Here is a 17,817-nt window from a genome sequence, read left to right on the forward strand (position 1 = left end):
TCGCCGCCTCCGACAGGGTAAAGCCCGTGGGCCCTTTCTCGGTAATCAGCTTCAGCGCCGCATCGATCAGGGCCTGGCGCAGATTGCCGTGGTGATAGCCGCGTTTAGCCATGCCAGATGTCGGGGCCTCCGCAAACCGTGGTATCCAGCGCGCCGATGGCCTTGGCGTCCTTACGGTCATATTCCAGCCGGTGCAGCACATGCCGGATCGCATTCAGGCGCGCGCGGCGCTTGTCGTCGGACCGCACAATGGTCCAGGGGGCGTCGGTGGTATGGGTCCGTTCAAGCGTCTCAGAGATGGCGGCGGAATAATCGTCCCATTTCTTCAGCCCCTCCACGTCGATCCAGCTGAGTTTCCATTGCTTCAGCGGATCGCCCTCGCGCGCCAGAAAGCGGCGCAGCTGTTCGGCGCGGCCTACGTTCAGCCAGAATTTCACAAGGTGGATGCCTTCATCGGCCAGCATTTCCTCGAACGGGTTTACTTGCATGAAGAAATGTTCGCGCTGCGCGTCTGTACAAAAGCCAAAGACCTTTTCGACCACGCCGCGGTTGTACCAGCTGCGGTCAAAGAACACGATTTCCCCGGCGGATGGTAAATGGTCGATATAGCGCTGGAAATACCATTGGGATTTCTCGGCATCCGACGGCTTCGACAGCGCCACAACCCGCGCCCCACGAGGATTAAGGTTTTCCCGGAAGCGCTTGATCGTGCCGCCTTTTCCGGCTGCATCTCGTCCTTCGAACACCAGCACAACCCGCTGGCCGGTTTCCTTGACCCAAGCCTGCATCTTGACCAGTTCGATCTGCAAGGCGGCCAGATCGGCCTCATAGACCTTGCGCGCCAGACGTTCGGAATGGGGATAGCTGGGGTCGATGATATCGCCCTTTTCGGCGCGTTTGATCGCCTTGCGCACCTCATCCGGTGCGCCGTCCTTGAAAAATGCGCTGATCGCGCCGTCAAAAGGGAGTTCCATCTGCCCGGTCCCTGACTGGTGTTTTCGTCAATATGGAATGTTAATCGGATTAACGCAAACCCGCACGTGACGCGGCGCGGTCGATGGCGTCAATCACCGCATCTTCCGAGACATGGTGCGGCATATGCCCGATCCCCTCCAGCGTGGTCAGGTTCGCGCTCTCGATCCGGTCGACCAGCCGGGCAGAGTGGATCGAATTGCCCACCGTGGTGTCGGCTGTGCCATGGACCAGTTCAATGGGCAGGGTCAGCGTGTCGTAATGCGGCTCAAGCGCCTTGATTTCGTCAAGGATGCCCGCGCGCTGATCGGCATTGGCGCGCAGCGTGTCACGGCGCAGCGTCAGGCCTGCGCCCACGTAATCGGCATAGCCGTCGGGCACCGCCTGCGGGTCAAAGATCGACCGGATGGTTTGCCGAATCCGGCTATCGGGCACAAAGGCGGTTATCATCGGCACCACGAAAGCCGCGCCCAAGCGGCTGGAGGTCACGCGATAGAAAGGATCAAGCGGCGTGTCCCAGGGCAGGGACGGCGCGGCCACCGGCACAAGGGCCGAGATATTGCCGGGATTGTGCACCGCCCAGGCCAAAGCCACCGCGCCGCCATAGCTGGTGCCCATGACGATGGGTTTGTCCGCGCCCAGTTCTGCAGCCGCGCGGGCCAGAAGATCGGCCTGCTGCACGATGGTGGCGCCTGTGGTGTTGATCCGGTCGGTATAGCCCAGCCCGGGCCGGTCAAAGGCGATCACGCGATACCGTTCGGCCAGGCGGGGCGCCAGCGAAAAGGTCATATCGCGCAGGTTCCCACTCGCCCCGTGGATCAGCACCACATCGGGCACCGATCCGTCATCCGGCCCCATCACCACCGCATGGACGCGCACGCCGCCCATATCGACGAATTGGCCGATGGGGGGATACTCGGCTTCGGCCCGCGCCTCGTGACGTGCGGCGCGAAAGCTGACGATGGTCGCAAAGACGGCCAGTCCGATGACGACATAGAGTGAAATTTTACGTCCCAATCTTACTCAGATCATATGGCGTGGATTGATAAACTTCGTTCAACCAATTGCCATATAGAAGATGCGCGTGACTTCTCCAGCGGTTGAGCGGGGTTTTTGCCGGATCGTCGTCGGGGAAGTAATTCACCGGCATCTGGATCTCGGCCCCGTCGATCTGGTTTTGCGCGCGGTCGCGTTCATATTCCTCGCGCAGGGTGCCGCTGTCATATTCGAAATGGTTCAGGATATAGATCGCGCGGTGGTCCGGATCCTGGATCAGGCAGGGGCCGGTGACGTCCGAGCCAAGAAGGATCGGCAGACCTGCGGCCTTCACCTCGTCTTCGCGCACTTCGGTCCAGCGGCTTACGGGCACGACGCAATCATCCGAAAATCCCCGCAGATAAGGCGAGGCCGGGGCAAGGTTCGTGTGCCGGTAGCAGCCGAACAGCTTGTGATCCAGAAGGTGCTTGGGCACGCCGTGGAAGTAATGCAGCATCGCCATGCCGCCCCAGCACACGCCGAAGGTGGAATGCACGTTGGTCTGGGTCCAGTCCATCACCTGGGTCAGCTCATCCCAATAGGTGACGTCTTCGAAATCCAGATGTTCAATGGGCGCGCCGGTGATGATCAGGCCGTCGAATTTCTCGGACCGGACCTCCTGAAAGGGGCGATAGAATTCGGCCATATGTTCGGCGGCGGTGTTTTTCGTCTGATGTTCCGACATGCGGATCAGCGAGAATTCGATCTGCAAGGGGCCTGCGCCGATCAAACGGGCGAACTGGTTTTCCGTCTGAATCTTCTTGGGCATCAGATTCAGAAGCCCGATCCGCAAGGGCCGGATATCCTGATGGGCGGCCAGATCTTCGGACATGACCTGCACGCCCTCACGGGTGAGAACGTCGAAGGCAGGCAGGTCTGAAGGCAGTTTGATGGGCATGTCGCAAGTCCGCGTGAGGGAACGGGTCAGATACGGTCTTTAACTCTGTTTCTCAAGGGCATCGGCGATCACGTCCACGAAAGCGGCCTCACTTGTGCAGCCCTCCAGTGTGGTGGCCTCGACCGTCACCCCCCATTTCGCCATTGCCTCATATCGCGGTTGGCGATGGGCCAGCGCGCGGGCATAGGTCCAGCGGATGAAGGCGTCAGGATCAACACCACCCTCTGAGCAGTTGTTTTCGCTCAGATATTCGTCCCAGGCCGCCAGCAGGAACTCCGGCTGATAGGCCATGGGCTTGGGCGCCTTGTCAAAGCGGCGGATCAGTTCCTGGGTATGGGCCTCGTTCCCCTTCAGCCAGATCAGGAGGGTATGTTGCGACAGTTCCTTCAGGATCGGATCGTTCGGATCATCCCCATCGGCCCATTCGCAGATCGACCCGCCCGTGTCGCAGATGAAATTCGGGTATCCATAGATCACCTCGGCCCGGTGGATGAAATGCTCGGTGTCCAGAAGCGCCTGGATCTCCGCGCGTTTGAACTGCTCCTGCCTGCGGCGGTACTCGGCGATGGGCAGACCGCCTTTGGCCGGATCGCCCGGTTTGCCCAGATAGGTCGATACAGGCGCCAGATTGTTGAAGCTGATATTCGAGCCGATATAGATCGAATCCGACAGCAGCAGATCGCGCAGGAAGGGCACCTTCATGGCTTCGGCCTTGGCGTTGTCGGTGATGTATTCGCCCATGTACCGTGTGCCAATGCGGTAATCGATCGAGTAATGAAACCACGTTCCCGCATCGCGCAGCATGTTCGACAGATAGGTCTTGCCCAAGCCGGACATGCCGTAGATCAGCACCCTTTTATGCGGCGCAGCGCGCCAGTCCTCAGCGGATTTGTACAGCATGGCGGCCCTGTCCCGTTGCCTTGAAGCGTTGGTCTAATGGGCCTTTCTGCGCCGGTCAATCAGGTGGCGCATTACGCGGCCATCCAGGATCACCAGCCCCAGCGCCAGAAGCGCCAGCCCCAGGAAGGCCGACGGGTGCAGCGCCTCGTCCAGGAAGGCCGCGCCCAGCAGGATCGCGATGGGCGGGATCAGCAATGTGACCAGCATCAGGTTGCCGCTGCCCGCCATGGCCAGCACGCGGTAATACAGCAGATAGGCCCCCGCCGTCGCGATGATCGAATAGTACCCGATGGCGGCCCAGGTGCCCGGCATCAGATCGAAACGCACCGGCCCGTCGATGATTAGCGCCGCAGGCAGCATGATCAGCGACGATCCCGTCAGCATGCCCGCCGCCGCCACCTGCGGCGCAAGCCCGCCCAGTTTCAGCCGCGCCCAGGCCGATGCCACCGCGTAAGAGACCGTGCCTGCGATGATCCCCAGTTGCGCGATGGATCGCAGATCGAACGCGCGGAAACTCTCCAACCCGATGGTCGTGGCCACACCGAAGAACCCCAGGCCCACGCCTATGGCCTTGCGCGCCGTCATGCGTTCATCGGCAAAGACAAGGGCCGCCACGATCACCCCGAATATCGCCGTCGCCGCGTTCAGGATCGAGGTCAGCCCCGTTTCCACATGCAGCTGCGCCCAGGCCATCAGGCCAAAGGGGATGACGTTGTTGAGAAGCCCCATCACCAGAAATCCCAGCCAGATCCGGGGATCGCGCGGGAGGGGCAGGCGCATCACGATCACCACAGCCCACAGCACCAGCATCGCCCAGAAGGTCCGATGCAGGACCGATGTGACGACGGGTACCTCGTTCAGCGCGATGCGGATGGAAAAGAACGAAGCGCCCCAGATGCAGCCCAGAAGGATCATTTCGATCCAGGCGCGGGTGGAGATGTCTTTTTGCTGGGTCATGGCCTATCTGACGGCACAGGGTCCGGTCAGGCGACCCGGATCTTGCGGGTCTGGGACCAGACATTGAGATAGATCGCGGAAAAGATCACCAGCGCGCCGCTGGCCACCCAGATATCCAGCTCTTCCCCGTAAAGCACCGCGCCCACGACGAAAATCACCGGAAGGCGGGCAAAATCGAACGGCACAACGATAGTGGCGGGCGCAATGGCCAGCGCATTGGTGATGCAGAAATGCGCCAGCAGCCCGGCGAAACCGATCACCGCCAGCCAGGGCAGGGTCTGCGCGTTGGGCAGGGTGACCTTGCCGTCAATGCCCACGGCGACAAGTCCCATGATCGCCTGCAGAACCGTCAGCCAGAACAGGATGCAGGCGATGGTTTCCGTGCGCGTCAGCTTGCGCGTCAGCATCAGCGTGCAGGCAAAGAAAATCGCGGAACTGGCCGCCGTGATCACGCCGATATTGATCGTCTCGGGCGAGGGGCGCGCCACCAGCAGGATGCCGATGAACCCGATCACCGCGGCCAGCCCCTTCAGCGGGGTCAGCCGTTCGCCCAGAACAAAGGGCGCCAGAACGATGACCCAAAGCGGCGTCGTGAATTCCAGCGCGAAAACCTGCGCCAGCGGGATCAGCGCCACCGCATAGAACCACAGGTTCTGCCCGGTGAAATGCGCCGCGTTGCGCAGGATCTGCGTGCCCATGGACCGGGTCGTGACCTCGGCCCAGCGGCGGGTCAGCGTGATCACGACGCAAACGATCACCACCCCGATCAGCGACCGGTAAAGCATCATTTCAAACGTGTCATGCACGCCGCTGACCTCGCGCCCTGCAACGGCCATCGACGAAAAGGACGCAATCGCGCCCGTCATCCACAGCGCCGCTTTCAGCACCTGGGGTTTGGGTTCTGCGATGCTCACGCGTCGGTCACTTCGAAATCGCGCGGGATATGGCCGGTGGCCGCCCACCAGGCGCTGGCGCGGGTGCGGGTCTGATGCGCCTCGAACGCCGCGCGGTCGGTGAATTCTTCGGATACCGAAAAGACGCCGGGCGCGGTTTCCACCACGTCAAAGCGCAGACATCCCGGTTCGGCGCGGCTCAGCCGGATATGTTCGGGCAGGGCGTCGCGCACGATCTTTGCGTCATCTTCACCGCAAGTCAGTGTGCCGGAAAGAGAAACTGTCATATCGCGCTCTTGAACGTGGTCTGGGGCCGGTTCAGGGCGCGCTTTCGCGCGTGGCAGAACCAGCCCCTCCGTCCTAGAGCGCAGTGCAGACGGATGCAATCACGACCACGCGGTCAGACGCGCAGCGACAGGAATTTTTCGCCCCGGTCACGGATCACCTGACGGTCGGCGGAGAAGGCGTAAAACGCCTCGCTGCAGCCCGACACAATGCGGTCATGCAATTCGATGAAGATGGCATGGATCTGCTGCAGGCTGGGCGCGGCATGGGTCAGCAGATCGTATTCGCTGCCTTCGATATCCAGTTTCAGCAGCCCGATCTCGGACAGATCGACACCCAGCTCGCTCAGCTGAAGCGCCGGCGCGGTGTTAACCAGCACCCCTTCGTCCTCCTGTGCGACGGCCGTGAAGCCCCATGCGCCCGTCCCGCGATCGGTGATCTTCACATCCGGTCCGGGCTGACCCACCAGCGCCCCGTGCACATGCCGGATCATGGGAAAACGGGCCACGTTCTGACGCAGGACCAGCAGGTTCTGGCGTGCGGGTTCGATGGTGATCACCTGCGCCTTGGGAAACATGCGCGACAGCGCGATGGCGGCCGTGCCGATATAGCCGCCCGCGTCCACGATGACCCCGTCGAAGTCACTGGGCAGTGCGGTTTTCAGCAGATCAAACTCGCCATTAAGGCTGGTGATCGCCACGGTCAGATCCGGCGTGCCGCGCCGCACACAGACCTCGGTCTCGCCAATCCAAAGGGGCAGCGTTTTGCCGCGTCTGGTACAAAGGTACCGCAAATATTGGCGCAGGCCCACATGACGCAGGCAGCGCAGGCTGCGTTTGAATTTGATGAAAGCCGTGTCCATCGCCCCTCCGGCGGTCGGGTGGATGACCGTCAGAGTAACGTGAGATTTGATAAATACAACCTAAAGGTGTATTTCATTCCGGCCTGTGGCCCGCAGGTTACTGTGCCTTCGTAAAAGGTATAGATCCCGCAGCCATAGCGCGCTTTTCCGACGGCATCCGATACGGAGCGATCCAGATGAAGATCGCCGGCGTCATCCACGTAATCAAAGCGCGTCAGCGTCATATGGGCCGCAATGCTGGGATGGGCGAAAATGCTTTCAGGATGAAAAACGCGGTGCGCGTTGAAGTGCACCTCGTCGGCCAGACCAATGGGGAAACTGATGTAGAGACGGCCGCCGGGTGCCACCAGATCCACCAGGTTTGCAATGCCTTTGGTATGACCCTCCACGTCAATCGGATCGGTGTATCGCCCCAGACCGAAATGTTCGATCGCATGCAGGCAGGACAGGGAATCCGTTTGTCCGATGTCCTGCGGAAACATCAGATCGGCCTGAGTGAAGGTGATATTCTCATGCACCGACCGAGTGAGGGGGCGCACGTCCAGAACCTCGATTGGCCGGAAACTGGCGACATGGGCCACGAACCCGTCCACCCGTGACCCGATATCGATATGGCGTTTGGGTTTGGCGTCATGGATCAGTTTGGCCACAAGCAGATCCTGATGGAAATAATGCCCCGTAGCCGCACCGGCTGTGTCGGCATAATCCTTGAGGATCCGGCGCGTCCGGGTGATCTTCCCGCCCTTGGCCAGCCATTCCGCGCGCTGTTTGTTATACAGCATCGCATGTTCCAGCTTTTTCGCGCGTTTGCGGCCAAAGAACAGCCGGGCAGTTCCAAGCAAAAGCGATTGCAGGGTGCTTGGCGTGTATGTGGTCATTTCCGTTGCGCCTCCTCAGGCTGGCAGACCCAACTCATCCAAAGACATGTCGGATTTCACGAACAAAAAGTTATGCGTGCCAATGCTGTCCATGCCGGTTTCCGCAATCTGTACCACCTCTGCCAATTCAACCTGCCTGAATTCAGCGTCGACGGTAAAGGCTTTGAAATCGTTTGAAAACATCAGCTCGAACGTCTCTACCAGGTTCGGGTTTATCTGTATTCCCGACGGTTGATGCTCGTTCACGCTGATTTCGATCAGCAACACGTTCTTGGTATTTGCAGAAAGAAGAGAAGATGCGCCCTTCAGGCACCCCAACTCGGCCCCTTCGACATCGATCAGCACCAAGCAAGACTTTCCTTGAACAAGCGCACCAGCCGTCTTGTCAAATGTCGATATAGGCACAAGCGTGCTGTTGGTTTGCCCGGCCCAGCCTTCGACCAGAGAGGCACCTGTATTGGCGCCAAAAAGCGGCAATGCGCCGAGATGATCGCTCAGTGCTATTGGGAAAAGCTGAAAGTCCGGTTCGAAGCGATTGGCCTCGATATTTTTCAGAAGGACATTGACGTTCAACTGGTTGGGTTCAAAGGCGATTACCTCTTTTCACGCATCCAGGGCCTTGCACACGTAATAGCCCGCGTTTGCCCCGATATTCACGAGAAGGTCGAATTTCTCGATGATTTTGTGAAAGACTTGGGTTTCGTCGGGTTCGAAGACGCCTTGCTCCATCGCAGGAGAGCCATTGAAGTAGAAACCCAGCGCTTCGCGATATTCGACATCACGATGCAGCAGTTTGTATTCCCGGCGGTATTTGTGAAACGCAGACAAAATCGGGAAAGCTTTCTTCACGAATGGCTTTAGTCTGCGTTCGATATCCATGTCTTTGTCCTGCCTGCGAATGACGTCGCCTCGGGAATGCCCGGAGACTTGCCGGGTTATCGCTTGCCCGTCTGCCGTACCACGTCACATATAAAAGCGCTTCAACTTCCGCTTCAACGCCAATGGTGTCAAACCGACGCCCCGCAGAAAACTGGCAGGGGGAAAAGCGGCACAAGCGAGCACGGCGTTCAGGCCGTCACTCCCACTCAATGGTCCCCGGCGGTTTCGAGGTGATATCATAGGTCACCCGGTTGATGCCCTTCACCTCATTGATGATGCGCGTGGCGGTTTCGCCCAGGAAGTCGTGGGTGAAGGGGTAATAATCCGCCGTCATCCCGTCGACCGACGTCACCGCCCGCAGCGCACAGGCATAATCATAGGTGCGCCCGTCGCCCATCACACCGACGGTGCGCACGGGCAGGATCGCGACGAAAGCCTGCCAGATCTCATCATAAAGACCGTGTTTGCGGATCTGGTCGATATAGACGGCGTCGGCTTTGCGCAGGATATCAAGCTTTTCGCGCGTGATCTCGCCGGGGCAACGGATGGCGAGGCCCGGTCCGGGGAAGGGGTGGCGGCCGATGAAGCTGTCGGGCAGGCCCAGTTCGCGGCCCAGGGCGCGCACCTCGTCCTTGAAAAGCTCGCGCAGAGGTTCGACCAGTTTCAGGCCCATCTTTTCTGGCAGCCCGCCCACATTGTGGTGCGATTTGATCGTGACAGACGGCCCGCCGGAAAAGCTGACGCTTTCGATCACGTCGGGATAAAGCGTGCCTTGCGCCAGGAATTCCGCACCATCAATCGTGTCGGCATGTTTCTGGAACACGTCAATGAACAGTTTGCCGATGATCTTGCGCTTGGTTTCGGGGTCGGACTGGCCTTCCAGTTCGCCCAGGAACAGCTCGGATTCGTCGGCATGGATCAGCGGGATGTTATAGTGGTCGCGGAACATCGACACGACCTCGTCGGCCTCGTTCTGGCGCAGCAGCCCGTGATCGACGAAGACGCAGGTCAGCTGATCGCCAATCGCCTCGTGGATCAGCACGGCCGCGACCGATGAATCGACGCCGCCAGACAACCCGCAGATGACGCGCTTGTCGCCCACCTGTTCGCGGATCAGGCGGATCGCTTCCTCGCGATAGGCGCCCATGGTCCAGTCGCCGGTAAAGCCCGCCAGTTTGACGAAGTTCTCATACAGCGTTTTGCCATTGGGCGTGTGGTGCACTTCGGGGTGAAACTGCACCGCATAGAAATGGCGCGTCCGGTCTGCGGTGATCGCAAAAGGCGCGCCGGGCGAGGTGCCCAGAACCTCAAAACCCGGAGCGATTTCAGAGACATGGTCGCCATGGCTCATCCAGACCTGTTCGCGGCCCGTGCCGTCCATGAACCAGCCCGTGAGCAGATCATCCCGCTTGTCGGTTGGCGTGACATAGGCGCGGCCGAATTCGGCTGTGGCATGCTCGCCCGCCTCAACCTTGCCGCCCAGATCATGCATCATCACCTGCTGGCCATAGCAGATCCCCAGGATCGGCACGCCCATCGCGTAAGCCGCTTTGGGGGGGCGGGGCGATCCCTCGCGCATCACGCTGTCGGGGCCGCCGGAAAAGATGATCGCCTTGGGGGCGAAGTCTTTCAGGAACGCGTCCGAGACGTTCTGATAGGGGTGGATTTCGCAATAGACATTCAGCTCTCGCAGGCGGCGCGCGATCAGCTGCGTCACCTGGCTGCCGAAGTCGATGATAAGAAGGCGGTCATGGGTCTGGGTCATGGCGACTGACTAGGCCGGGGCGGGGGTTTGCGCAAGTGTCTGTCGTGCGCATATCTCCCGAATCAAGCGCGAAGCGCGCCGGAGATCGCCAGACCGCCCGGACGGGCTGGCGATTTGGCTGTCACAAGCGCTTCGATCAGGCGAAAGATGACTTGGTTGCCATAAAGCGCGGCCATGCACCGTCAGATCGCCACCCCGCGGTCTGGCGATCCCCGGCGCGCATTGATAGACGAAGCCGCAGATATCAGGAGGGGTCATGACACGCTTGCTCACCGAATTCGGCCAGGGCACATCCTTGCGCCGGGGGGATTACACCGAAGCGGCCTGCCGCGCCGTGCGCGATGCGCTGTGGCACAACTCGATCAACCTGGCCGAGCTTTTCGGCTTCCCGAAAGAGGCAATGCAGATCCGCGTGGATGTCGGCGTGCAGCACCCCGATCAGGTGGACACGGGAAAAATCGCCGCCGAATTCCCCTATGGCCAGCCCGACATCGTGGTGACCCATGGCGGGCTCGACATCCCGCGCCCCGAAGGCACCGGCAACCCGACCATCATGGCCACCGTCGCCCTGTCGGTCAGCTTTGACATGGAGCGCGCCGATGGCTGAGCAACGCATGATCATCGAAATGGGCATGGGCAACGACATGTACGGGCAGGATTATACCAAGGCCGCCGCCCGCGCGATCGAAGACGCCATTCGCCATTCCAGCCTGCCGATTTTCGAAGCCACAGGCCTGTCGCATGACCAGATGCGCGTGCAGGTGACCGTCGGCGTGCAAGACCCCGATGCGGTGGATTGCGGCGCGCTGGTCAAAGCGCTCCCGCGCGGCCGGGCCCAGGTGCGGGCGGTCAAGGGCGGTCTGAATGTGGCCAATCCCGACACCGGGGGCGTGATCGTCATCGCCTCCGCCGCGGTCGAGGCGTTTTTGCCCCGGCAAACCGGCTGGCGGCTGCGCAGCCCCTGACATTCGCGGCACTTGTCGCTTTTTTCCCGTAGATGGCGCAAACTGCGACCGGTTGTGCGGCGCGTCGGGCTATCTGATCGCAACACGACTCGTCTCGGAAAGGGGAGCATTCGGATATGACTGAGGCACCAACACGTCGCAGAGCCCGCGGGGGCGGTGGGGCCGCACGCCGCGCCGAACGCACCGCCGTGCATTTCGAGACCGCGAAATATATCGAACGCAACATCCCGAATTTCGAGATCCTCAACGAAGAAGCGCTTGAGATCATCGAAACCAACGCCGAAACGGTGCTGGAAGAGATCGGCGTGAATTTCGTGGCCAACCCCGCCGCGCTCGACCGCTGGCGCGAGGCCGGTGCCGATATCGACGGCGAACGCGTACGCATTCCGCGCGGCCTGGCCCGCAAATTGTGCGAAACCGCGCCGTCGTCCTATACCCAACACGCCCGCAACCCCGAACGCACCGTCGAGGTTGGCGGCAAAAGCCTGGTTCTTGCCCCGGTCTATGGCCCGCCCTTCGTGCGCGATGCCGCGGGTGGCCGCCGCTATGCCACGATGGCCGATTTCGAGAAATTCGTGAAACTGGGCTATATGTCGAAATGGCTGCACCATTCCGGCGGCACCGTGTGTGAGCCCACCGACATCCCCGTGAACAAGCGCCATCTGGACATGCTTTACGCCCATATGTCGCTGTCGGACAAACCCTTCATGGGATCGGTGACCGAGCCCAGCCGCGCGCAAGACAGCGTTGAGATGTGCGAGATCCTGTTCGGCAAAGACTTCGTGCAGGACAACACGGTGATGACCTCGCTCATCAACATCAACTCGCCCATGACCTTTGACGATGTGATGATGGGCGCGTTGGAGGTCTATGCCAAGAACAACCAGGCCTGCATCGTGTCGCCCTTTATCGTGGGCGGCGCCATGGCGCCGGTGTCGGTTGCGGGTACGCTGACGCAAGTGCTGGCCGAAGTGCTGGCGGGCATCGCCTACAGCCAGCTGATCCGCCCCGGCGCGCCTGTGATTTTCGGCGCCTTTGTGACCTCGATCGACATGAACTCCGGCGCGCCGACCTTCGGCACGCCCGAGGCCAGCCACATCACCTATGGTGCAGGCCAATTGGCGCGGCGGATGAATCTGCCGTTCCGCTCGGCCGGGTCCTTCACCGGATCTAAGCTGCCCGACGCGCAAGCGGCCTATGAGACCGCGAACAGCCTGAACATGGGCCTGCTGTCCGGCGTGAACTTCATGCTGCATGCCTGCGGGTGGCTGGAAGGCGGCCTTGTGTCGTCGTTCGAGAAATTCGTGATGGATGCCGATCAGCTGGGCACGCTGCACCACCTGGCCCGCGGGATCGAGGTGGACACCAACGCCCAGGCCATGGACGCGATCGCCGAGGTGGGGCCGGGCGGCCATTACCTGGGCTGCGCCCATACCCAGGCCAATTTCAAACAGGCTTTCTGGAAATCCAATCTGCTGGATTACAAGCCGTTTGAGACCTGGGAAGAAGAAGGCGCGCGCGACACCCAGGCGCTGGCGGCGCTGCGCGTCGAAAAGATGCTGGCCGATTACCAGAAACCCGCGCTGGACCCCGCAATTGACGAGGCGCTTCAGGCCTATATCGCCGACAAGAAAGCCTCGATGCCCGACGCCTTCATGTGAGCGATGCGTTTCAGGCGGGTTTGCCCGCCTGGCGCGCCCGGCTTTCCTGGCTGGCGCGCAGGATGCGCGCTTCGCCCATCATCGCGATCAGAAGATCCAGATGGCGCGTCAGCGAATAGCTGGCGTCGCCTGATTTACGCTGGCTGTTCACAACCGCCTCGTCCTGCAGCAGCCGCATCAGCGCATCGGCGGCGCGCGGCACCTGGCCATATCCCAGAAGTCGCGGCAGATGCCGGTCGCGGTCGTAATCGGCAGCCCCAAGGCGCGCCGCACGGATCAAAAGGCGCGGGCGGGTCAGCCGGTCAATCAGCCCCAGAATATCCTGCATGATGTTGTCCTTTCTGTTGGGTTTTCCTCGCAACAAGGGCAGAGCATTGCACAACCTGAGCGGGTGTTGCGCTTTAGCGTCAGGCACCGTTCGATCCCTTCACAACTGTTTATTATTTAGAAACAATGCTGTTCGCATCGGCTCATTTTTGCCTCTGGCGCAACATGCAACCACAGGTAGAGTTAATGGGGTTGTATTGATGAAACGGGAGACTGCGTGAGGCCCCGATGACGGGTCCGCGCGACAAGGGACAGATGTTGAAGACATTATCTGAACCCCGGCTGCCGGGCTGGGTGACTGAACAATCCATGCGCTATCTGGCGCATACATCGGCGGGGCGCTCGATCCGGGGGCTTGCGCGGGATCAGAACTGTCATCCTTCCACCATCCTGCGCCAGATCCGGCGCGTCGAAACCCGGCGCGACGATCCTCTTGTGGACGAGGTGCTGAACTCTCTGGGCCGACTTGTGGTGACTATGCCGGACGCGAAAGACCACCGCGCCCCGGCGGAGCAAAGGAGGTCTGATGACATGTCGCTTCACACCATTTCCGGGTCCGAAACCATCGAAGATTTGCCCAGCGATGCTGAACTGAACCGCGAGGCGCCGCGCATTCTGCGCAGGTTGTGCGAAAGCGGCGCCGTGCTGGCCCTGGCGGCGGAAATGGAGAAGGCCGTCGTGGTTCGTGACGGACCCGGGGGCAGCACGGCCCGCACGGCGGTCGTGGACCGCGCGGTGGCGCAGGCCATGGCGCTCAACGAATGGATTGCGTGCCAGACCACAGGGCGCATTGCGCGCTATACGATCACCCAGGCGGGGCGCGCTGCGCTTGGCCGGATGATGGCGCATGAGGAAAGCCGCTGCGCGGCGGCAACCAACCGTGCGACGCCGGCGCGCGGCGAGATCGACACGGACGAGGGCGAAGGGGCGCGCAAGGTCAAATACGGCGTGGCGGAAAGCCCGCTCTGCGCGCTGGCCCGCCGCAAGGACCGCGATGGCCGCCCGTTTCTGCCTGATGACCTGGTGGCCGCCGGCGAACGGCTGCGCGAGGATTTCGAGCTGGCCCAGGTCGGCCCCAGTATCGGCCAGAGCTGGGACAGGCTTCTGACCGGCGGGATACGCGGAGTGTCCGGATCAGGGGGCGCGCCGATCGGACAAAGCGCTGCTCAGGCCCGTGTGCTGGCTGCGCTGCACGAGCTGGGATCCGGTCTGGGCGATGTGGCACTGCGCTGCTGCTGTTTTCTGGAAGGGCTTGAGACGGCAGAAAAACGCCTGGGCTGGTCGGCCCGGTCGGGCAAGATCGTGCTGCGCATCGCGCTGCAGCGGCTCAAGCGGCACTATGCGGCGCTTGGGGGGGACAGCCAGATGATCGGCTAAGCGGGCAAGGCCGTTCGAACGGCCTTGCGCCCGGCCTGTCAACCGCGCCACGCGTCTTCGAAGACGCGTGCGGCCCGCACGGGAAAGCATAGCGGCCATGCGTCGCGTCGCTTTGACGGGGGGGCAGCTTATGTTATGGGGCATCCAAGCTGACCCATTTGTGAGGCACACCGTGCGCGATCTGAAAATCCCCGAACAGCGCCATCCCGAAAAGGCCCGGCGCCCGGACAATCCCCAGCCCAAGAAACCGGACTGGATTCGCGTCAAGGCGCCCGGCGGCAAGGGATATGCCGAAACGCACAAGATCATGCGCGAGAACAAGCTGGTCACGGTCTGCGAAGAGGCCGGCTGCCCCAATGTCGGCGAATGCTGGAGCCAAGGCCACGCCACCATGATGATCATGGGCGAGGTCTGCACCCGCGCCTGCACCTTCTGCAACATCGCAACCGGCAAACCGCCCGAGGCGCTGGATGCGTTCGAACCGGGCCGCGTGGCCCATGCGGTGGAAAAGCTGGGGCTGAACCATGTGGTCATCACATCCGTTGACCGCGACGATATCGAAGATGGCGGGGCCGAACATTTCGCCCAGACGATCCGCGCCGTGCGTCACCGCAGCCCCAAGACCACGATCGAAATCCTGACGCCGGATTTCCTGAAATGTGATCCGTCGGTTCTGGAAGTCGTGGTCGAAGCGCGCCCCGACGTGTTCAACCACAATCTGGAAACCGTGCCCGGCCTTTACCCTGAAGTGCGCCCCGGCGCGCGGTACTTCCATTCGCTGCGGCTTTTGCAGCGGGTGAAGGAACTCGACCCGTCGATGTTCACCAAATCCGGCATCATGGTGGGGCTGGGCGAGGATCGCCAGGCGGTCCACGCGGTGATGGACGACATGCGCGCGGCCGATATCGATTTCCTGACCATCGGTCAGTATCTGCAGCCCACGCCGAAACACCACCGGGTTGACCGGTTCGTGACGCCCGAGGAATTCAAGGCCTATGAAAAAGCCGCCTACGGCAAGGGCTTCCTGATGGTCTCGGCCACGCCGCTCACGCGGTCGTCCTATCACGCGGGCGATGATTTCGCGCGGCTACGTGCGGCGCGCAACGCCAAGCTGGGGCTGGGGTAAGGTTTTCCGCCATAGGCCGTAAAGCGCCTTTGGCCTAACCTCACGGGGCGAATTTTCGAAAATTCGCCTGCCTCCCGGCGGCGATCCTTCGAAGGATCGCGGCCCGGATCGGAGGTTTTGCCCATGCCCTTGCGTATTCTGTCTTGGAACGTCGAACACTTCACCGGCCATGGCACCGGCGCGCGCTCAGATCGCGTCACGCGGGTCGCGCAGCTGATCGAGGACGAGGATCCCGACATCTTCGCGCTGATGGAGGTCAAGGGCTCCACCGTCTTCACCGAATTCACCAACCGCTTTCCCGGATATTCCTTTTCGATCACCGAAGGCACGCAGGTGCAAGAAATCCTGATCGGCGTGCGCGGGGGCCTGAGCGCGTTTTTCACCCAGCGCAATGAATTCAAACGCTCCAACCCCAATCTGCGTCCGGCGGCTCTGCTGACGGTCACGCTGGCCGGGGATGAGCGGCTGTCGCTGCTGTTCTCCCATCTCAAGAGCCTGCCCAGCCCCGAAGGGTTTGGCCTGCGCGACGCGATGTTCGACAAGGTGCGCAGCCTGAAAAAGGCCATCGATGGCGCGACAGATGGGGCGGGCAAATTCATCCTGCTGGGTGATCTGAACACGATGGGTCTGAACATGACCTATTCCAACGCCGATCTGACCGGCGATGAAGAAATCACCCGGGTCGACCGGATCCTGCGCCGCCGGGACCTGCACCGGCAGATGAAAACGCATCCCGCGACCTTCAACAACGGCTCGACCTCCTCCTATCCGCCGGCGGATCTGGATCATGTCTATGCCTCATCGAACCTGTCTTTTGCCGATCAGGGGCAGGGGGCCACGGTGCGTGTGGGCGGCTGGGCCGAGGCGGCCGATCCCGATGCCTGGATCGCCGCGTTTTCGGATCACGCGCCCCTGATTTTCGAGCTTCAGGACCTGTGACGCGGTCCGGATTCCGTATTTTCAGCAAGAAGAAGAGGGCTGCTGTGCCTCAAATCGACAGGCGCGCCGCGTGGCTGCCGCGTTCGCGGTAGGGCGTTGTGTCGTAATGCGCGCGGTAGCATTTGGAGAAATGCGAGGGTGAGGCAAAGCCGCAGGCCAGCGCCACGTTGATCACGCTCATATCCGTCTGCATCAGCAGGTTCCGCGCCTTTTGCAGCCGCAGTTCCATGTAATAGCGTTTGGGTGAGCGGTTCAGGTAGCGCCGGAACAGCCGTTCCAACTGGCGCGTTGACATGCCGACCTCCTTGGCCAGAAGCGAGGGCGAGATCGGCTCTTCGATATTGGCCTCCATCATCTGGATGACCTGGCTCAGCTTTGGGTGGCGCACGCCGATGCGGGTGGGCACGGACAGGCGCTGCGTGTCCTGATCGGTGCGGATCGAGGAATAGATCAGCTGATCGGCGACCGCATTGGCCAGTTCCTCGCCATGGTCATCGGCGATGATCTTCAGCATCAGGTCGATCGACGACGTGCCGCCCGCCGTGGTCATCCGGTTGCCGTCGATGACGAAGACCGATTTGGTCAGCTCGACCTCCTGGAATTCCTCGGCAAAGCTGTCCTGGTTTTCCCAGTGGATCGTCGCCTTTTTCCCGTCCAGCAGACCAGCGCGTGCCAGGGTATAGCCCGCCGTGCACAGCCCGGCCATTTTCAGACCCTTGCGCGCCTCGCGCCGGATCCAGTTCAGCACCGGCTTTGTCGTGGCCTGCTGCACGTCGATACCGCCGCAGATCATCACCGTGTCGTCGCGCGTCAGTTCGGGCAGGGCGTCGTCCAGCTTGAATGCGGTGCCGGCCGAACAGCTGACCGTATCGCCACCTTCGCCCACCAGATACCACGAATAGAGATCCATGCCCGCCATGCGATTGGCAATCCGCAGGCTTTCCAGCGCCGAGGAAAAGCAAAGCATTGTGAAGTTTTCAAGCAGCACGAAGACGAAGCGGCGTGGCTTGGCGGGCGGATTCGGAATATCCACGAAGTGGCGTTGGGTTTGCATGCCGCGGCTACCTTGGGTCTTTCGGCTTTGGGCTCTGTCTTATG

At 61.4% G+C, this 17,817-nt stretch carries 20 protein-coding genes and 1 pseudogene; 6 read left to right on the forward strand and 15 right to left on the reverse strand.

Going from position 1 to position 17,817, the window contains the following annotated elements:
* The 13 genes and pseudogenes from TR61_RS20565 to guaA all read right to left on the reverse strand — a co-directional run.
* Nucleotides 1–181: pseudogene (locus tag TR61_RS20565) on the reverse strand (hypothetical protein); the annotation flags it as partial.
* Entirely contained in the window at nucleotides 105–974 is an 870-nt protein-coding gene (gene ppk2, locus TR61_RS09685; RefSeq protein ID WP_050929788.1) for a polyphosphate kinase 2, read from the reverse strand. The pseudogene TR61_RS20565 and the gene ppk2, both read right to left, overlap by 77 nt.
* Before the next feature lie 49 nt (nucleotides 975–1,023).
* Complete coding sequence (locus TR61_RS09690) at nucleotides 1,024–1,989, reverse strand: alpha/beta fold hydrolase (RefSeq protein ID WP_245626861.1); 966 nt, start codon at nucleotides 1,987–1,989, stop codon at nucleotides 1,024–1,026.
* Nucleotides 1,979–2,905 (reverse strand): homoserine O-acetyltransferase MetA, encoded by a 927-nt coding sequence (gene metA, locus TR61_RS09695; protein WP_050929789.1) that lies wholly within the window; start codon nucleotides 2,903–2,905, stop codon nucleotides 1,979–1,981. Before metA ends, TR61_RS09690 begins: the two co-directional genes overlap by 11 nt.
* Before the next feature lie 39 nt (nucleotides 2,906–2,944).
* Nucleotides 2,945–3,805: a hypothetical protein gene (locus TR61_RS09700; RefSeq protein ID WP_050929790.1), complete on the reverse strand. Its 861-nt coding sequence runs from the start codon at nucleotides 3,803–3,805 to the stop codon at nucleotides 2,945–2,947.
* 33 nt (nucleotides 3,806–3,838) lie between these two features.
* Nucleotides 3,839–4,762, reverse strand: a complete 924-nt coding sequence (locus tag TR61_RS09705) for a DMT family transporter (protein WP_050929791.1) — start codon at nucleotides 4,760–4,762, stop codon at nucleotides 3,839–3,841.
* Nucleotides 4,763–4,788: 26 nt separating this feature from the next.
* On the reverse strand, nucleotides 4,789–5,670 hold the full coding sequence (locus TR61_RS09710; RefSeq protein WP_245626862.1) for a DMT family transporter: 882 nt from the start codon (nucleotides 5,668–5,670) through the stop codon (nucleotides 4,789–4,791).
* Nucleotides 5,671–5,672: 2 nt separating this feature from the next.
* Nucleotides 5,673–5,942, reverse strand: coding sequence for a putative quinol monooxygenase (locus tag TR61_RS09715; RefSeq protein ID WP_050929792.1), 270 nt, complete (start codon nucleotides 5,940–5,942; stop codon nucleotides 5,673–5,675).
* A gap of 113 nt (nucleotides 5,943–6,055) precedes the next feature.
* The gene (locus TR61_RS09720) at nucleotides 6,056–6,802 is read right to left on the reverse strand and encodes an FkbM family methyltransferase (protein WP_050929793.1); all 747 of its coding nucleotides are present in this window, start codon (nucleotides 6,800–6,802) and stop codon (nucleotides 6,056–6,058) included.
* A gap of 29 nt (nucleotides 6,803–6,831) precedes the next feature.
* Entirely contained in the window at nucleotides 6,832–7,680 is an 849-nt protein-coding gene (locus tag TR61_RS09725) for a DUF268 domain-containing protein (RefSeq protein ID WP_050929794.1), read from the reverse strand.
* 15 nt (nucleotides 7,681–7,695) lie between these two features.
* Nucleotides 7,696–8,274 (reverse strand): FkbM family methyltransferase, encoded by a 579-nt coding sequence (locus TR61_RS09730; protein ID WP_082181910.1) that lies wholly within the window; start codon nucleotides 8,272–8,274, stop codon nucleotides 7,696–7,698.
* Between the two features lie 9 nt (nucleotides 8,275–8,283).
* Nucleotides 8,284–8,559, reverse strand: coding sequence for a hypothetical protein (locus TR61_RS09735; RefSeq protein ID WP_050929796.1), 276 nt, complete (start codon nucleotides 8,557–8,559; stop codon nucleotides 8,284–8,286).
* A 196-nt stretch (nucleotides 8,560–8,755) separates the two neighbouring features.
* On the reverse strand, nucleotides 8,756–10,324 hold the full coding sequence (guaA, locus tag TR61_RS09740) for a glutamine-hydrolyzing GMP synthase (RefSeq protein WP_050929797.1): 1,569 nt from the start codon (nucleotides 10,322–10,324) through the stop codon (nucleotides 8,756–8,758).
* 256 nt (nucleotides 10,325–10,580) lie between these two features.
* On the opposite strand from guaA, the gene TR61_RS09745 reads away from it, so the two are divergent.
* The 3 genes from TR61_RS09745 to TR61_RS09755 all read left to right on the forward strand — a co-directional run bounded on the left by TR61_RS09745 (nucleotide 10,581) and on the right by TR61_RS09755 (nucleotide 12,950).
* Complete coding sequence (locus TR61_RS09745) at nucleotides 10,581–10,931, forward strand: Lin0512 family protein (protein ID WP_050929798.1); 351 nt, start codon at nucleotides 10,581–10,583, stop codon at nucleotides 10,929–10,931.
* Entirely contained in the window at nucleotides 10,924–11,289 is a 366-nt protein-coding gene (locus TR61_RS09750; protein WP_050929799.1) for a Lin0512 family protein, read from the forward strand. The genes TR61_RS09745 and TR61_RS09750 overlap by 8 nt, the downstream gene beginning before the upstream one ends.
* Before the next feature lie 116 nt (nucleotides 11,290–11,405).
* Entirely contained in the window at nucleotides 11,406–12,950 is a 1,545-nt protein-coding gene (locus TR61_RS09755; RefSeq protein WP_050929800.1) for a trimethylamine methyltransferase family protein, read from the forward strand.
* Between the two features lie 10 nt (nucleotides 12,951–12,960).
* On the opposite strand, the gene TR61_RS09760 is transcribed toward TR61_RS09755, so the two are convergent.
* On the reverse strand, nucleotides 12,961–13,278 hold the full coding sequence (locus TR61_RS09760; RefSeq protein WP_050929801.1) for a DUF6477 family protein: 318 nt from the start codon (nucleotides 13,276–13,278) through the stop codon (nucleotides 12,961–12,963).
* A 254-nt stretch (nucleotides 13,279–13,532) separates the two neighbouring features.
* Here TR61_RS09760 and TR61_RS09765 point away from each other — a divergent pair, with 254 nt between their 5' ends.
* The 3 genes from TR61_RS09765 (at nucleotide 13,533) to TR61_RS09775 (ending at nucleotide 16,719) form a co-directional block, all read left to right on the forward strand.
* On the forward strand, nucleotides 13,533–14,654 hold the full coding sequence (locus TR61_RS09765) for a DUF6456 domain-containing protein (RefSeq protein ID WP_050929835.1): 1,122 nt from the start codon (nucleotides 13,533–13,535) through the stop codon (nucleotides 14,652–14,654).
* Between the two features lie 130 nt (nucleotides 14,655–14,784).
* Nucleotides 14,785–15,780: a lipoyl synthase gene (lipA, locus tag TR61_RS09770; RefSeq protein ID WP_342669423.1), complete on the forward strand. Its 996-nt coding sequence runs from the start codon at nucleotides 14,785–14,787 to the stop codon at nucleotides 15,778–15,780.
* A gap of 123 nt (nucleotides 15,781–15,903) precedes the next feature.
* Nucleotides 15,904–16,719 carry an endonuclease/exonuclease/phosphatase family protein gene (locus tag TR61_RS09775; RefSeq protein WP_050929802.1) on the forward strand — a complete coding sequence of 272 codons (816 nt, stop codon included), beginning with the start codon at nucleotides 15,904–15,906 and terminating at the stop codon, nucleotides 16,717–16,719.
* A 49-nt stretch (nucleotides 16,720–16,768) separates the two neighbouring features.
* Here the strand turns inward: TR61_RS09775 and TR61_RS09780 are convergent, their stop codons facing one another.
* Nucleotides 16,769–17,773: a GlxA family transcriptional regulator gene (locus tag TR61_RS09780; RefSeq protein ID WP_050929803.1), complete on the reverse strand. Its 1,005-nt coding sequence runs from the start codon at nucleotides 17,771–17,773 to the stop codon at nucleotides 16,769–16,771.
* Nucleotides 17,774–17,817 lie beyond the last annotated feature (44 nt).

Source organism: Aestuariivita boseongensis (assembly GCF_001262635.1).
GTDB classification, from domain to species: Bacteria; Pseudomonadota; Alphaproteobacteria; order Rhodobacterales; family Rhodobacteraceae; genus Aestuariivita; species Aestuariivita boseongensis.

Coding starts and splice junctions, on each gene's coding strand:
- TR61_RS09745 (WP_050929798.1), top strand. CDS start 10,581: ATGACACGCTTGCTCACCGAATTCGGCCAGGGCACATCCTTGCGCCGG.
- metA (WP_050929789.1), bottom strand. CDS start 2,905: ATGCCCATCAAACTGCCTTCAGACCTGCCTGCCTTCGACGTTCTCACC.
- TR61_RS09775 (WP_050929802.1), top strand. CDS start 15,904: ATGCCCTTGCGTATTCTGTCTTGGAACGTCGAACACTTCACCGGCCAT.
- TR61_RS09715 (WP_050929792.1), bottom strand. CDS start 5,942: ATGACAGTTTCTCTTTCCGGCACACTGACTTGCGGTGAAGATGACGCA.
- TR61_RS09735 (WP_050929796.1), bottom strand. CDS start 8,559: ATGGATATCGAACGCAGACTAAAGCCATTCGTGAAGAAAGCTTTCCCG.
- TR61_RS09725 (WP_050929794.1), bottom strand. CDS start 7,680: ATGACCACATACACGCCAAGCACCCTGCAATCGCTTTTGCTTGGAACT.
- TR61_RS09750 (WP_050929799.1), top strand. CDS start 10,924: ATGGCTGAGCAACGCATGATCATCGAAATGGGCATGGGCAACGACATG.
- TR61_RS09720 (WP_050929793.1), bottom strand. CDS start 6,802: ATGGACACGGCTTTCATCAAATTCAAACGCAGCCTGCGCTGCCTGCGT.
- TR61_RS09760 (WP_050929801.1), bottom strand. CDS start 13,278: ATGCAGGATATTCTGGGGCTGATTGACCGGCTGACCCGCCCGCGCCTT.
- ppk2 (WP_050929788.1), bottom strand. CDS start 974: ATGGAACTCCCTTTTGACGGCGCGATCAGCGCATTTTTCAAGGACGGC.
- TR61_RS09780 (WP_050929803.1), bottom strand. CDS start 17,773: ATGCAAACCCAACGCCACTTCGTGGATATTCCGAATCCGCCCGCCAAG.
- guaA (WP_050929797.1), bottom strand. CDS start 10,324: ATGACCCAGACCCATGACCGCCTTCTTATCATCGACTTCGGCAGCCAG.
- TR61_RS09765 (WP_050929835.1), top strand. CDS start 13,533: ATGTTGAAGACATTATCTGAACCCCGGCTGCCGGGCTGGGTGACTGAA.
- TR61_RS09755 (WP_050929800.1), top strand. CDS start 11,406: ATGACTGAGGCACCAACACGTCGCAGAGCCCGCGGGGGCGGTGGGGCC.
- TR61_RS09700 (WP_050929790.1), bottom strand. CDS start 3,805: ATGCTGTACAAATCCGCTGAGGACTGGCGCGCTGCGCCGCATAAAAGG.
- TR61_RS09705 (WP_050929791.1), bottom strand. CDS start 4,762: ATGACCCAGCAAAAAGACATCTCCACCCGCGCCTGGATCGAAATGATC.
- lipA (WP_342669423.1), top strand. CDS start 14,785: ATGTTATGGGGCATCCAAGCTGACCCATTTGTGAGGCACACCGTGCGC.